The organism is Amycolatopsis roodepoortensis (assembly GCF_024628825.1).
Taxonomy (GTDB): domain Bacteria; phylum Actinomycetota; class Actinomycetes; order Mycobacteriales; family Pseudonocardiaceae; genus Amycolatopsis; species Amycolatopsis roodepoortensis.
The window spans coordinates 296,701-309,469 of record NZ_CP102415.1 but is presented as its reverse complement, the minus strand read 5'-3'; the positions used below and the strand labels follow the sequence as shown (position 1 = coordinate 309,469).

18 protein-coding genes are annotated in these 12,769 nt (G+C 67.7%); all 18 read left to right on the top strand.

The features are described 5' to 3' along the window. The first annotated feature begins 106 nt into the window (after positions 1–106). The 18 genes from NQK81_RS01415 (at position 107) to NQK81_RS01330 (ending at position 12,756) form a co-directional block, all read left to right on the top strand. Complete coding sequence (locus NQK81_RS01415; RefSeq protein ID WP_257486672.1) at positions 107–367, top strand: hypothetical protein; 261 nt, start codon at positions 107–109, stop codon at positions 365–367. A 245-nt stretch (positions 368–612) separates the two neighbouring features. Further along, positions 613–876, top strand: a complete 264-nt coding sequence (locus NQK81_RS01410; RefSeq protein WP_257486671.1) for a hypothetical protein — start codon at positions 613–615, stop codon at positions 874–876. A 754-nt stretch (positions 877–1,630) separates the two neighbouring features. Then, the gene (locus NQK81_RS01405) at positions 1,631–2,440 is read left to right on the top strand and encodes a class I SAM-dependent methyltransferase (RefSeq protein WP_257486670.1); all 810 of its coding nucleotides are present in this window, start codon (positions 1,631–1,633) and stop codon (positions 2,438–2,440) included. 85 nt (positions 2,441–2,525) lie between these two features. Continuing rightward, entirely contained in the window at positions 2,526–3,485 is a 960-nt protein-coding gene (locus NQK81_RS01400; RefSeq protein WP_257486669.1) for a hypothetical protein, read from the top strand. A 54-nt stretch (positions 3,486–3,539) separates the two neighbouring features. After that, a complete protein-coding gene (locus NQK81_RS01395; RefSeq protein ID WP_257486668.1) occupies positions 3,540–3,767 on the top strand; it encodes a hypothetical protein in 228 nt (75 codons plus the stop codon). A gap of 104 nt (positions 3,768–3,871) precedes the next feature. Next, positions 3,872–4,768: a DUF7715 family protein gene (locus NQK81_RS01390; protein WP_257486667.1), complete on the top strand. Its 897-nt coding sequence runs from the start codon at positions 3,872–3,874 to the stop codon at positions 4,766–4,768. Positions 4,769–5,230: 462 nt separating this feature from the next. After that, positions 5,231–5,644 (top strand): hypothetical protein, encoded by a 414-nt coding sequence (locus tag NQK81_RS01385; RefSeq protein ID WP_257486666.1) that lies wholly within the window; start codon positions 5,231–5,233, stop codon positions 5,642–5,644. Between the two features lie 90 nt (positions 5,645–5,734). Then, entirely contained in the window at positions 5,735–6,265 is a 531-nt protein-coding gene (locus tag NQK81_RS01380; RefSeq protein WP_257486665.1) for a hypothetical protein, read from the top strand. A 533-nt stretch (positions 6,266–6,798) separates the two neighbouring features. Further along, positions 6,799–7,140: a hypothetical protein gene (locus tag NQK81_RS01375; RefSeq protein ID WP_257486664.1), complete on the top strand. Its 342-nt coding sequence runs from the start codon at positions 6,799–6,801 to the stop codon at positions 7,138–7,140. Between the two features lie 395 nt (positions 7,141–7,535). Further along, a complete protein-coding gene (locus NQK81_RS01370; RefSeq protein ID WP_257486663.1) occupies positions 7,536–8,537 on the top strand; it encodes a DUF932 domain-containing protein in 1,002 nt (333 codons plus the stop codon). A gap of 111 nt (positions 8,538–8,648) precedes the next feature. Then, positions 8,649–8,888 (top strand): hypothetical protein, encoded by a 240-nt coding sequence (locus NQK81_RS01365; RefSeq protein WP_257486662.1) that lies wholly within the window; start codon positions 8,649–8,651, stop codon positions 8,886–8,888. Between the two features lie 31 nt (positions 8,889–8,919). Next, positions 8,920–9,300, top strand: a complete 381-nt coding sequence (locus tag NQK81_RS01360) for an amidohydrolase family protein (protein ID WP_257486661.1) — start codon at positions 8,920–8,922, stop codon at positions 9,298–9,300. An 18-nt stretch (positions 9,301–9,318) separates the two neighbouring features. After that, positions 9,319–9,795, top strand: a complete 477-nt coding sequence (locus NQK81_RS01355) for a DUF4262 domain-containing protein (protein WP_257486660.1) — start codon at positions 9,319–9,321, stop codon at positions 9,793–9,795. Next, positions 9,788–10,228, top strand: a complete 441-nt coding sequence (locus NQK81_RS01350; RefSeq protein WP_257486659.1) for a hypothetical protein — start codon at positions 9,788–9,790, stop codon at positions 10,226–10,228. Before NQK81_RS01355 ends, NQK81_RS01350 begins: the two co-directional genes overlap by 8 nt. Positions 10,229–10,381: 153 nt before the next feature. Beyond that, positions 10,382–10,960, top strand: a complete 579-nt coding sequence (locus tag NQK81_RS01345) for a hypothetical protein (protein ID WP_257486658.1) — start codon at positions 10,382–10,384, stop codon at positions 10,958–10,960. A gap of 130 nt (positions 10,961–11,090) precedes the next feature. Continuing rightward, positions 11,091–11,678, top strand: a complete 588-nt coding sequence (locus NQK81_RS01340) for a hypothetical protein (RefSeq protein WP_257486657.1) — start codon at positions 11,091–11,093, stop codon at positions 11,676–11,678. Between the two features lie 104 nt (positions 11,679–11,782). Next, positions 11,783–12,337, top strand: a complete 555-nt coding sequence (locus tag NQK81_RS01335; RefSeq protein ID WP_257486656.1) for a hypothetical protein — start codon at positions 11,783–11,785, stop codon at positions 12,335–12,337. Then, complete coding sequence (locus NQK81_RS01330) at positions 12,328–12,756, top strand: hypothetical protein (RefSeq protein ID WP_257486655.1); 429 nt, start codon at positions 12,328–12,330, stop codon at positions 12,754–12,756. The genes NQK81_RS01335 and NQK81_RS01330 overlap by 10 nt, the downstream gene beginning before the upstream one ends. Positions 12,757–12,769: the final 13 nt, after the last annotated feature.

Below are 12,769 nucleotides of genomic sequence, written 5' to 3'. Positions count from 1 at the left end.
GGGGCAAGCCGCGGAAACGCACGCGGCTTGCCCCTTCCACGACCCCGGTGCCTGGCAAGCGCATCCCGGCCGACGCGGGCGGGGCAACCAGCGAAAGGAACGACCAGTGGCGATTCCCGACGAAGCTGCGAAGTTGGCCGGACTGGCTACCTCTGTGCAGGGTGCGCTCAACCTCCTGACCGAGGCAGCCACACAGATCGTGGTACTGCGCGACCAGGCCCTCGAGGTCCTGGGAGGCAACAGCATTCGAGGAAACTCGAGCGCGGCCAGCGCACACAGCGTGGATGAGTCGATCGAGATGGCCAAGGGAGCGTGCATGCAGTTTGCGATGAACTTGCAGGACGCGGCCATCCATCACTCCAGCTAGTTGTCAGGTCTTCAATATCTCATCCAAGACCGAACCCTTAGTCCCGCTGTCACCGCACAACGCCTGACAGGCACACCACGTCATTTCGCGGCAGCGCCGACCCAGCGGCGTGTGGCGCTGCCGCACGCGTGATTCGCCGACCGGGCCGGATACCGCGAGCGAACCGCAAAGCATCCCCACAGCCTTTGGGAATCACAGAAATAAATTCGATTCGCAGTGCTGGCCATGATACGAAAGGAACATCGATGGCTATTCCTGAGCATGTTGAAACACTGGGGGAAATGGCGCGGTCTGTAGTTGAGCCGATTGCAATGCTGAACAGGATTTATCTAACAATCGATGAACTTGACCGGCAGGCGTGCGAACTATTGGGAACCGAGTCGGCACGCGCCCAAGAAGTGGTTGCGCTGATCGTCTCACTGAAGGACTCCATTGAGGGCACGCAAGGAATGTGCGCCAACGTAGGTCGCGCACTCGCCGAATTGGCCGAGTATCACTCGCAAGGCTGAACGAAGTCTCTTGTAATGCACGATGCGACTCTGGCAGCCCGATGCGATTAGCGCGTGGCAAGTCGAAGAAATCGGTTTTCGAATTCGGTTAGGCAGTACCCCTTGGAGGGCGTGGCCTTTGAGGCCCTTGGCGTCGCAGATCGCGCGCTTCTGCCGATTGAGTGACGCTGCAATCGCTCGAAATAAAAACGTGTACCCGAAGCGCGAAAGCATAATCTAGAAGCCGTTTCTAATTCACACTGCAAGCCGTGGCGTTATGAATGCTAGGCGGCGAACTTATAACCGAGGAGATGTTATGCCCGAAAAAGACGATGAATTCCTCGAACCGACCGGGAAAGAGCCGTGGCGCTGCGCTGCCTGCCAGAAGCCGGTTCCGGACGAATGCGACGGAAACTGCAACACCGGATGTCGCTAAAGACGCGTCAACGGTTCTGCGGGGAACGTTGATGATCTGAAGTCTGCACCCTCTGGATTAGACGAACGAGCCAATGTAAATCCGGCTGGCCACAGAGTCCTGCTGATCGTCGTGATCCCGCAGGTCCGCGGCGAGCTTTGCGGCCCTCCAGTCGCGGGCCGCCGAACCTCACCGGTGCACCGCGTCTCCCGCGATCGGGCCGCACCTCGCCGGAGCACCCGATCCGCAAGCCCAGACCACGTCGTCCGGAAGCGCACCGCAGCAGCGCCCCGTCATGCCCAGACGGGGCTGGCCGCTCACCCGGATTTCCGACATCGAGATCGAAGATGGGAGCCCATCGTGGCCACGCTGACCCACGAGCAGGAACGCTGGCACGCCCAGGCGTGCCAGCTGGTCAACCTCGCTCGTGATCTGACCGACGAGGAACGCGCGTTCGTTCTTGACCACTGGCGGGCGTCCTCGACCGCCCGCAACGCCTTCGACCGGGCGCATTTCACCCCGGCCGGGCTGGCGGGCGAGATGGCGCTGCACGTTGACGGGGACCGGATCATCGATCTCGCCGCTGGCATCGGCCGTCTCGCCTTCCACTGTCGCAACCGCGGCGGCCGATGGCCACACGGTGACCCCGAGTTCGTGTGCGTCGAGCGCAATCCCGAATACGTCCGTGTCGGCCGCCGGGTAATGCCCGACGCGCACTGGATCTGCGCGGACATCATGTCCCTCCCGGCCATGCGCGACGATCTCGGCGACTTCGACTTTTGCGTCTCCAACCCGCCCTATGGTGCGCTGCCCCGCATGGTCGCCGACACCGGCGGCTACCGCGGCCGCCGCTTCGAGTACCACGCGATAGCCCTCGCCGCGACGGTCGCCAAGAAGGGCGTGTTCCTGATCCCGCAGCAGGCCGCCCCGTTTCAGTACTCCGGCCTCCGTCCTCACCTGCGCTGCGACGCTGACGCGGAGTACCACAAGTTCGTGGCGAGGACAGGCATCGAGCTGTGGCCCAGTTGCGGCGTCAACACGTTCCTGTATCGCCACGCCTGGCACGACGTCTCCCCGCTGACGGAGATCGTCCGTGCCGACTTCACCGAACGCGCGAGCACCGGCTCCTCCGCCGAGCGGCAGGGGCAGCTTGCCCTGCTGAGCCGCTAGCCACGCTCAGCGGCCAGACCGCACACGCCAACGCCGCGCTGGCATCGCGGACAGCCGACAGCCAACGAACGGAGCCTCTTTCGCCATGCCGCACTTCCCCGTTTCCGTCGTCGTCGAAGGCGGCGACGTCGACGAAGCACTGGGCAACATCAACACCGCGCTCGCCCCGTTCGACGAGAGCCTGCGGGTCGCGCCGTGTACCGACGGTCGAGACACCTGGTTGGGCAACCCAGACGGCACCTGGCGCTGGTACATGGTCGGCGGCCGCAACTCCGGCCAGCTGTGGCTGCGGGCAGACGCTCACCGGCAGGACTACGACACAGGCCACCGGTCCTGGATGACCGAGCCGGTCACGCCCGGTGTGTGTGACCTTGGCCGGATCCGGGCCTTGGACCTCGCCGGCATGCGCGGCGCCGCGGCCGCCCAGGCGGTCCGTGACTGGGACGAGTACCAGACGGTCGTGGACGGCACCCCACAGCCTCAGCCCTTGGCGCAGTTCCTCGACCGTGCCACCGCCGCGGCGGATGTCCGGCGATGGATGAGCGCCGGCCTGGACCGGACGACCCTCAAGCAGTGGATTGGTGACCCAGTTCTGGGAGGTGGCGGTCGACTGCTGCAGCTGACCGCGCCAGATCCCGCGGTGCGCCCCGTGAGTTACGGCAGTGCGTGCGCGGAGCTCGAAGCCCTCGACGCGGCGTGGGCCGACAACGCCTACACCGTCGATCAAGCCCACGCCGACTATGCCGCGCAGCCCCGCGTCGCCGCGCTCCGCGGCCACCGGCCATATCAGGGCGCCGAAGTCTGGCCGGAGTACGTCTTCGACCACCTCAGCCGCGAGGACTACGCCCAGCTTCAGCGCGCCAGAGCCATCCCGGGCTTCGCCACCGTCACCCACGGCGGCCAGTGGCTCGAGGGCCGCCAGGACCATTGTGGCATTCCCAGTAGACCCAGCGATCTGGCTCCGGCCTACCTCGAGTATGTCAACACCTACCTCGACACCCTGCACGGCGACCACTGGCTAGCTATCGTCACCTGCCACACCTGACCCACCGGTGCGCACCGACCAGCCGGGCGACGACCACACACGACGAGGACGCTGATGCCCGCCCGAACCACCCAGAATGAAGACGACGATCGTCGCTTCACGGTGTTCGTCCGCTACCCGGACGAGAAGACTGCCCACAGAGTAACCCCGGACGGCGGCACCACGCGCCGGAAGATTCACGCCGCGATCCTCACCCACGCTCAAGCCGAGCGTGTCATCGAGCTGTCCCGCTCCTACCTCGACGAGCACCCCGGTACCCGGATGTGGATCGCCCCTTTCTGACCTCAAAGACCGTTCTCTGTCCTCGCCGAAGCGCGGGCCGCGCACCACCGCGCGGCCCGCGCTTCCTGTTGCGGGCCGCCTCTGTGCGCCCGAAGGGAGCTTCGATGCGTCTGCTTGTCGCCACTACGGCCACGCAAGGACATCGTTCCAGCGACTTCAACGTCGTCTTTCGCACCGAACCGGTCCTGCTCGCCCCGATCTGTGGCCGGGACGGCGACGACCCGGACGGTGCGTGCGGCTGCGCCCGGGCCTTCATCAGCATCCGCAGCGGCCGGCCGGTCACCACCGCCGCAGTCACCGACCGGGACATCACCCCCGGCGAGTACCGAACCCTGCTGCGATTCGGCTACCGAACCTCCGGGGCGTGGGGCGACCTCACTGGCCAGGACATCGACGGCCTCGCCGAGCGGACCGCCACCGAGCTCGAACACCTCATCTCAGGCCTGCGCCCGGGAACCGTCCTCGAACGCCGCGGCGACACCATCGCGACTCGAACCTGGACACCCACCGCCGGCCAGCCCCGTCACGAGCCCGACGCGGACCACGCACTACCCGATCACGACAACACGATGGTATGGATCTGTGCATACGGCGACGACCGCGACGAACTCTTCCCCGCTTGGGTGTCCCCGACCCCGAAGGACGCCCCGCCCGTCATCCCGATGTTCAGCCGCGCGACCGCCGAACGTGTCGTGGACTGGACCAACCGGCTGCGTAAGGCGTATCACGGCGCCGCCGCCGCCGCGCTGTGGGACGGCGACGACATCCTCCTCTACGAACCCGGCTGGGAAGACCCCGATCCGATCCGGATCACACCCGACCAGCACGGCCGCTATTTCATCGGAAACGGCTGGGACTGGGACGAGGTGTGGTGCGAGGTCTGCTACGCCACCGCCCGCCCCGGCGAGGACGAAGGCTCCCAGGTCCTGCTTCACGAATCCGGCTGCGTCCCAGTCGAGCAGTGGCCGCTGGCCGACCACCGGCCACGCCCGCGGTCCTGATCTACCGCGCGGCGGGCTCATTTTCCGGATCCGGCCCGAATTGCCCTGAGCTCGTTCGCTCCCGCTGCCAGATTGGCATTCCAGAAAGGACACCGCCATACCCGGGCACCCGGCGACACCGGGCGCCGACGACCTGCTGCGCCGATACCACCGACTGCGCCGCAGCAACACTCCGAGGTGCACGCCCACCTGTCCTGCGCAGGCACGTTGTCCGTGTCCACGGTCGCAAAGCCGGTGTGTCGCTCGGCTGCGCAGACGCCTTCGCCAGCGCCGACGACCTCGTGGTCGTCATAGCGCACGCCAACGACGACTACGGGCTGTTCGACGAAGCGCTCGCCTAGGCACGCGCGCGATCCCGCCCTTGCTGGCCGCGCTGGCCGCTTGACCTTCTCCGATTCCCGCGCCTGCCCGGAATATCGGGCACCACTGGCGCGCCCCGATATCCCGAGTGGAGAACACGCCATGCCCACCCACACAGAACCCGTCCTTCCCGCCCGCGAGGTAACCCTGCCCGAAGGTGCGCCGATCACCGTCACCGCCACGGTCTTGAGCGTCGACCGCCGCTCCGAAGCCGGCGTCTTCGGCCCCATGGTCGGCCTGGAGGCCCACCTGCACGTCCTGTTTCCGGGAGACACCACACCGGACACCCTGTTCCTGTCCCGGCTGGCCGAGGAGTCCTGGTGGCTCCAGGACGCGCACTTCTCCAACGGCCTTCCGCACTTCAGCCACGGCTTCGGGTCCCGCACCGTCCGCAAGCACGGCGTCCCCACCGAACTGGACGAGCTGCTCTGCGAAGCCGCCCGCGCCCGCGGCCTGGTTACCGAGATCGGCCCCGGCATCCCGCTGGCACTCGCCACGAGCAGCACCCCCGCCTGATCCCCGAAGCGGGCCGCGGCGCCCTGGATTGAACTGTCCCGGCGCCGCGCGGTCCGCTCCGCCCCTGTGAATGTGAGCGAAAAATCCCCGATGACACCGAACACCGCCCCGCCGGACCGTGACCCCGGCACCCCGATCTACGACCAGGTCGCCCGAGCTTCCCCCGATTCACCGCCCGACCCGGACGGCTGCTCCGGCAGCGCGGTGCCGGAGCAGCCTGCTGCGAACGACCTGATGCCGCCCGTGACCGTTCTGGATCTGTTTGGCCGTATGAAAGCTCTCGAGGAGAGCGACGGCGGCTGGCCGGGTAGCGACGTCGTCGACGCGTTGAATCGTTGGTTCAGCGAGTTCGGTGTCGACGTCGATGCCGACGAGGCCGTCGCTGCCAAGTCGCTGAAGGTGCCGGCGTGGCTGGCCCGCCTGCTGACCACACCCACGGTCGACGAAGCCGCGCTCGCCCTCTACATCCGCACCGAGCACCCCGAGCCTGTGGAGTTCATCCGGCCGTACCTGGCCGCGCTGATCTGGGAGTTGGGAAGCGACACCACCGTCGCCGTGTACGACGAGTACCGAGACCAGATCGCCCACCTGGTCCACCCCGAGTTCGCGGCCGAGCTCTGATCCCCGACCCGGTTTTTCGCACGCGGTCCGCCGGCGCCTCCCCACGCACCGGCGGGCCGCGTTCTCCTGCCCGAAAGGTCCCGCTATGCCCGCCACAACCAACAGGGTTCCTCGCCCCGCCGACATCGCCGCCGCTATCGGAATCACCCCCGCCGCTCAGGAATTCAGCTTCACCGACAACTACGGCGTCACCTACAGCGGAACACCCTCGCATGTCACGCTCGCAGCACTCGCGCGCCGCGACCGCATCCGCCACATCTGCCCCGATGTGCCTCTCGTTGCGAGGCGTATCCGCGAGATCGCCATCGTTTTGATCAGGTGGTTCACCAGCCCGGACACCGAGACGGCGCACGCGGCCGCGTTCGCCGAGCTGTCGCCGACGCGGGTCTGTGAACTGGTGATCTACCTGGGAACCTGCGCCTCCCCCAAAGACACTGGACAAGGTCGGTCCCGCCACGCTGCACCACTACACCGGGCATCTGCTGAACGACCCGATTCCCGGCGCCGACCACCCGTTCCCACAACTGGCCGACATGCCTTATCGGGCCCTGGCCGGAACAGAGTCCACCTTGGGGGCCGGATTGCATGTCACCGCCACCACCTCCTCCGGCTCCGAGGAAGTCGAGGTTCCGGTGAGGTATGAGGCCACCGAAACCATTGCGTGGTCGGGAAAGACTTCCGTCGCGGTGCCCGTCGACGAGCTCAACCCACTGCTGATGGACCCGGCTGACTCCCTCGAGCGATACCTGACCGGGGTCGCGGAGCATCTGGAGTTCAAGGACAGCGAGACCGTTGAAGGCCGCGACATCACCGGCAGACTGCGTCTCCTGGAGACATCGACCTCGTCCAGCGGCCTGGTCCCACAGCACGGTTGATGCTGCGCCAGACCTCTCACACAGCCAGGTTGCGGGCTTCCGGCGCAAACGGCGAACGCCCGACGAGGCAGGAAGCCCGACGCGGACGCTGGCCTGCCCGGCACCGAGAGCGCGTCCCGTCGACACCGTCGTCCGGTGCCCTCCTACGCCGACGCCCACGAACGGCAGCAGGAGCCCGGGAAGCAGTCACCGGTGCTGCCCGTTCTCGGTCGGGCGCTCGCACGGTGCGCCCGCCCCGGGCCGGGGTCAAGCCGGAAATACGCCGGCTTGACCCCGTTTCCGGATGCGGACGCCACCCGAGCGCGCCCCACCGGGAACGGGCCGACACACCCGTCTATCCACACAGGATCCGCAGGTTCGTGGATCACAGAGATCGAGTGGAGGAAACAGAAATCATGTCGCTCACACAGACCTACAGCGCCGACATCGACAGCCTGCTCAGCCCGGCCGAGCCCGGCCGCCTCAGCGCCTGGGCGCAGCTGGGAACCTCCGTCGCCACCGCCGGCAGCGGCTACGACGCCCTCGTCACCGCGGGTCTGGCCGGATGGAACATCCGCAAACTCACCCAGAGCGGCACCTCCATCAACGCCAACGGCGTGACCACCATCAAGAATCCCGACAAGGTCATGCTCATCTACACCGATCCGGAGACCGGTGAAGACCGCTACCTGTCCACGGTCGGAAAGAACTACGGCGTGCATCAGAACGAGGCCGGGGCCCACGTCATCGACGCACTCGTCAAAGCGTCCCGCGCCCGCGGCATCGGCTACGCCGGTTCCATCGACGATGGCCGCAAGACCTTCGTCACCATCGAGTTGCCCGGCATCGTGCTCGTCGACGGCGCCGACGCCATCCAGCTGCACCTGGTGGCGTTCAACTCCCACGACGGTGAGACCGCGTTCCGGGTAATGATCGTCCCCTTCCGCCCGTTCTGCGCGAACCAGCTCAATATCGCCCTCCGCGACCAGGTCAGCTCCGTGACCATCAAGCACACCAGCAAGTCCGCGATCGACCCCGAGAAGATCGCCAAGGAGCTCGGGCCCCTGTACGCCTACGGCGACGCGTTCGCGGCCGACGCCCGTCAGATGCTCCGCACCGAGATGACCCGCCGGGAATTCGACGACCTGATCCGCGAAGTGTGGCCGGTCGAGGACGACGCGGGACCTCGCACGCTGAACAACGCCCGCCGCCGCAACGAGCACCTGATCCGCCTGTGGAGCTCCGCCGAGACCCAGGCCCCGATCCGGGGGACCCGCTGGGCGGCGTTCCAGGCCGTGACCGAGTACCTCGACCACGTGAGTCCCGCCGGGAGCCTCGACATCCGCGCCAAACGCGTCCTGGACACCAAGACCTTCGCCGAGCGCAAGCAGAACGCCTACGACCTGCTGCTGTCCTGACGCAGCCGCGTGTTCGCGGCCGGCCCGAGACCGCGCCGGCCGGGGTGACCCAGCCACACTCCGGCCGGCGCCCCCGTGGCCACGAGTCATCCACCAGCCACGGGAGCCGACATGCACTACGAGTTCACCAACAACGACTGCGAGCGCGCCGGGACCTGCTGCTGCGGCTTCTGCACGAGGCGCTATGTGGTCGGCGGGGCCGAAGTCCGCGACTGCGACTACGGAGACTGCCGCACACGGGCCATCACCCAGTGCCCGCGATTCGGCTACCCGGTCTGCACACGCCACGCGCACGTCAACTGCTACCACGCCGCCGACGCCGAATGCACAACCCGGCGCGCGACGCCCTGACCCGCGAGGGACTACAGCGGAAGGACCGCACATGTACGGCATCAACGGAATCCGGTTCACCGACGCCGAGGAGATCCTGGCCGCGCTCGCCGACACCAGGACCGATGCGGACGACCTGGCGGACCGCGCTCGTGCGCTCGGCTGGCGACAGGTCGTCGTGATCCCGGCTGTCGACAACACGTGCCACAGCCCGCTCGGCGCCTCGCCCGGCACCCCGGTGTGCGCGCTGAGGCGAGGCCACACCGATGAATGGCACCAGGTCAGCAGTGGTGCCGTGAAGTGGCGCGACGACAGGCCCAGCTGGCTGCGTCACTCGCTCGAGGAACAACGCAAGCGCGACACCCCGACGCAGGCACTGGCTACGTCCACTGTGGACATAGCGGCCGCTGATGCTCGGTCATCACTGAACTGAAGACTGGAGGAGCCACTGATGTGCTGGCATTGCAACAATCCCGGGAAGTCCCGTGAAGACTACCTCGAAGAGGCGGTCCGGCCGATGATCCGGAAGTTCGGCTGGATGATCCAGACCGTCGAGCGAGGTCTCGGTATGCCCGAGCTCGCGTACAGTGTCGGGCTCACCGACGCCGGGCTGCCGGAGCTCGTCGTCACCGGCCTGGCGGAGCGAAAAGCCGGTTCCATCCTGAATTACTACGCCCAGCAGGCGGTCCGGTCGAAGATGCCGGAACCGGGCGAGGCACTACCCGCCACCGCCGCGATGCCCGCGCTCGAGGTCGTTCCGCTCGACGCGCCGACGGCAATCCTGTTCACCGCCGTTGAGATGTACGGCGGGGACATCCGCGCTCTGCAGCTGGTCTACGAAGACGAGCACGGCAAGTTCCCGTGGGACACGCAGTTCCGCAGCAGAACCGTCAGGCAGCCTGTGCTGGGAACGCGGCGCCGTGGCTAAGTCCATCCTCGGCCAGCTGCTGCGTGCCGCCACCGACCGCGAGGCCGAATTAGTCACCGAACTCGCCGTGCGAGCCGGCCTGCTTCGCCGGTGCCGGTGCGGCCACACCAACCTCCCCGACGTCGGCCGCTGCGAGAGGTGCTACACCCGAGTCCTTCCGGATTGCCTGCCACGCACCGCGCCCGCCATCGGCCTGGCCGCCATCCGGCGCTACCTGACACAGGCGGATGACGACGACAGCTTCGTCGCAGGGTGCCGCGAAGGCCGCTGCGGCGAGAACGCACTCGCCGCCGTCGAGACCGTCCTCGCGGGCGCCGTGAGCCGCGGCTACAGCACCCGATGGCAGGTCATCGCCGACGAGATCATCGCCCTCGTCGACGAACGCGCCCTCGCCGACGGCCATCCCGAACTCCCGCCCACCGCCACAGCCTGAACCCGGAGCACAACCCCGCGGGCCTATCCGGATCGGCCACCTGATCACGGCGGACCACCAGCCACCAGCGCCGAAGGGCGCGTTCCTTCGCCTGCCCTCGTGTCGCCGCGCGTGTCCGTGCGGCGGCACGACCCGAGCCTTTGAGGAGTCCGGATGTCCGCCCACACCACCCCGCATACCGAACCCGCGCCGGTCGGCACCACCGTCCACATCCTGCACCGACTCGGCCGCGACGGTGAACTCACCGCCTACCACGACCTTTCCTCCGCGCTGGCGGCGCTCGCGGCCAGCGTCCGTCCCAAGTGGCACGAGCTCGCCTACCGCGACGACGTCCCCGCCAGCCCGGACGGCCTCAGCGATGCCGAGGTCGTGTTCACCTTCTACCGAGTGGAGGGCGACACGGACAGCCCTTCCGCACCCCTGTTCGGCATCACGCTCCAGGATGGATTCACCATCGTCGAACGAACCGTGGCCGGACCGGAACCCGCGCAGGTGCCGCTGCGGCTGGCCACGGTCAGTGTTCTCGACTCAGACCCCGACGAGACCGGCGGTCCCGCGGTCACCTACCGCTTGAACGCGGCCGGACTCACGCTCGCTGTCTCGCCTGGCCCCGACGGCTTCCCGAGTGTCCTGATCACTCCGGACGCGCACATGGCCGGGCTGCCGTTCTCGGTTCACGCCGCTGCCCCAGCCCGGTCCGATCGATCCCGACACCGCGTGGGAACCGCCTGACCTTCCCGCCCCCGGCAGCCTGGCACCACCGAGCCGCCGGCCCTCTCGACCTGCCCGGAAATAGCCCTGCCGGTGCGGGCTGCAAGCAGAGAAGCCCGTAACCGACCGCCACCACGAAACCGGAGTACCCATGGTTGCCCTCACGGCATCGGCACCGTCGTTTACCCCCGTTCCCGGGACGACACTGTTCGAGTTCCACAGGTGGGACGACTTCCAGGACTACCGCACCCACTTCACCACGCAGGAGGCCGCTGAGGCGGCTGTGGCCGCATTCGTCCGGGCGAACTGGGACGACGTCCGCTACCGGAGGCGCGGGCCCGAGACCCACGATGGTCTCAGCGACGCCGAAGCAATCAGTGCCTACTACGACGGCACGGTCGCCGCCGAGGACCGGGAACCTGGAACCCTCTCCTGCGGTGCGGTCGCCCACTCTGAGCACGGGTTCGAGATCCACGGAGTGCCGGTCTCCGGCCCCGAGCCGGGCGCGGTGACACTGCGACACGGCACCCTCCGCATCGAGGAACGGCCGGGAAGCGTCGACCCGGTGACCTACTGCCTCGACGTCGCCGGCCTGACCGTCGCGGTCACTCCCGGACCGGACGGCTTCCCCACCGTGGTGGTCACGCCCCAGTACCACCTCACCGGAGTACCGCTCACGCTCCGCGTCGAAGACTCCGCCGAGGGCGAGGTGTTCGAGCGGATCTGCATGGCGTCCTGACCCACCCGGATCCGGCAGCCGCGGTGGCCACCCGAACCGGTGGCCACCGCGGCTGTGCACGTCGATGGCCTAGGCCGATCCCCTGCGGCACAAGGAGAATGTTCATGTCCGGAAAGGACCTCGTCCTGTTCGACGGCGGCATCGCCGTTCCCGCACCACTGTCGATGCGCCTGTGGCAGTGCCCGTTCGGCACCCTCCACCGCGTGATTATCGATGGGCCGCCCGGCGTCGTCGAGCTCCAGATCCGTCCCGACTCGCCGAGCGACCTCAGCAGCACGATGTCGCTCGAGTACCACTCCCGCACGCCCATCTTCGGCGCAGACGAACCGATGCATGCCTGCGCCTTGCTCGGCGGAGCGGCCTGCTACCCCGACGGCGTCGCCCTCGGACCCCAGGACCTGTTCCAGGCGTGGCTTCGCACCCGCAACGGTAAAGCCATCATCGACGAACTGGTCAATCTCCACCACGCGATGTGGCCCAGCGAAAGCGACACGACCAACGCCGCCGAGCAAGGCGAGCGGTCAAAGACGCTCACGGCGGAACACGTCGCGGCCGCCCAGCTGCGCATCACGCTCGACAAAAGGGTCGGCCGGGAAACACCCGACGCCGTCCGGCGAATCGCGCACCATCCCGGCACGGAGGTTCCCCCGTGGTCCTGACACCCGACCCGTTCCGGTACCGCCTGCACCTGGTCCAAGTCGGCCTGGCCGGCAACATCTCGGCGGCCGCGACCCGGCTCGACGGTGCAACGCGGGTCCCGTCGGCCATCAGCAGCGCCGTCAGCATGGAAGAGTTCCTGAGCCGCCCGAACTACGAGGTCCCCGACGGCACACCGCTGATCCGGCTGGACCGCGTCGACGCCGACTTCTACATCGCCCGGCACGCCGGCGGCCCGGACTGGAACGCCCACATCCGACCTGGATACGTCCACCCAGTCCTCGGCACGCCCCGCCGCTACCGCGGCGAACCGTGGACGGCAATGCCGGGCTGGTGGATCGCTCCAGACGTCTACGCCGCGATCGCCGCGACCGTCGGTGTCGTCGTGGAGAACGCAGCCGACCGCCGCAAGGCAACCTGATCCGCCACCGCGT

Bases quoted from the DNA above. Each gene is read 5' to 3' on its own strand.
- NQK81_RS01410 (WP_257486671.1), top strand. From the start codon at position 613: ATGGCTATTCCTGAGCATGTTGAAACACTGGGGGAAATGGCGCGGTCT.
- NQK81_RS01400 (WP_257486669.1), top strand. From the start codon at position 2,526: ATGCCGCACTTCCCCGTTTCCGTCGTCGTCGAAGGCGGCGACGTCGAC.
- NQK81_RS01395 (WP_257486668.1), top strand. From the start codon at position 3,540: ATGCCCGCCCGAACCACCCAGAATGAAGACGACGATCGTCGCTTCACG.
- NQK81_RS01390 (WP_257486667.1), top strand. From the start codon at position 3,872: ATGCGTCTGCTTGTCGCCACTACGGCCACGCAAGGACATCGTTCCAGC.
- NQK81_RS01385 (WP_257486666.1), top strand. From the start codon at position 5,231: ATGCCCACCCACACAGAACCCGTCCTTCCCGCCCGCGAGGTAACCCTG.
- NQK81_RS01380 (WP_257486665.1), top strand. From the start codon at position 5,735: ATGACACCGAACACCGCCCCGCCGGACCGTGACCCCGGCACCCCGATC.
- NQK81_RS01375 (WP_257486664.1), top strand. From the start codon at position 6,799: ATGCCTTATCGGGCCCTGGCCGGAACAGAGTCCACCTTGGGGGCCGGA.
- NQK81_RS01370 (WP_257486663.1), top strand. From the start codon at position 7,536: ATGTCGCTCACACAGACCTACAGCGCCGACATCGACAGCCTGCTCAGC.
- NQK81_RS01365 (WP_257486662.1), top strand. From the start codon at position 8,649: ATGCACTACGAGTTCACCAACAACGACTGCGAGCGCGCCGGGACCTGC.
- NQK81_RS01360 (WP_257486661.1), top strand. From the start codon at position 8,920: ATGTACGGCATCAACGGAATCCGGTTCACCGACGCCGAGGAGATCCTG.
- NQK81_RS01355 (WP_257486660.1), top strand. From the start codon at position 9,319: ATGTGCTGGCATTGCAACAATCCCGGGAAGTCCCGTGAAGACTACCTC.
- NQK81_RS01345 (WP_257486658.1), top strand. From the start codon at position 10,382: ATGTCCGCCCACACCACCCCGCATACCGAACCCGCGCCGGTCGGCACC.
- NQK81_RS01340 (WP_257486657.1), top strand. From the start codon at position 11,091: ATGGTTGCCCTCACGGCATCGGCACCGTCGTTTACCCCCGTTCCCGGG.
- NQK81_RS01335 (WP_257486656.1), top strand. From the start codon at position 11,783: ATGTCCGGAAAGGACCTCGTCCTGTTCGACGGCGGCATCGCCGTTCCC.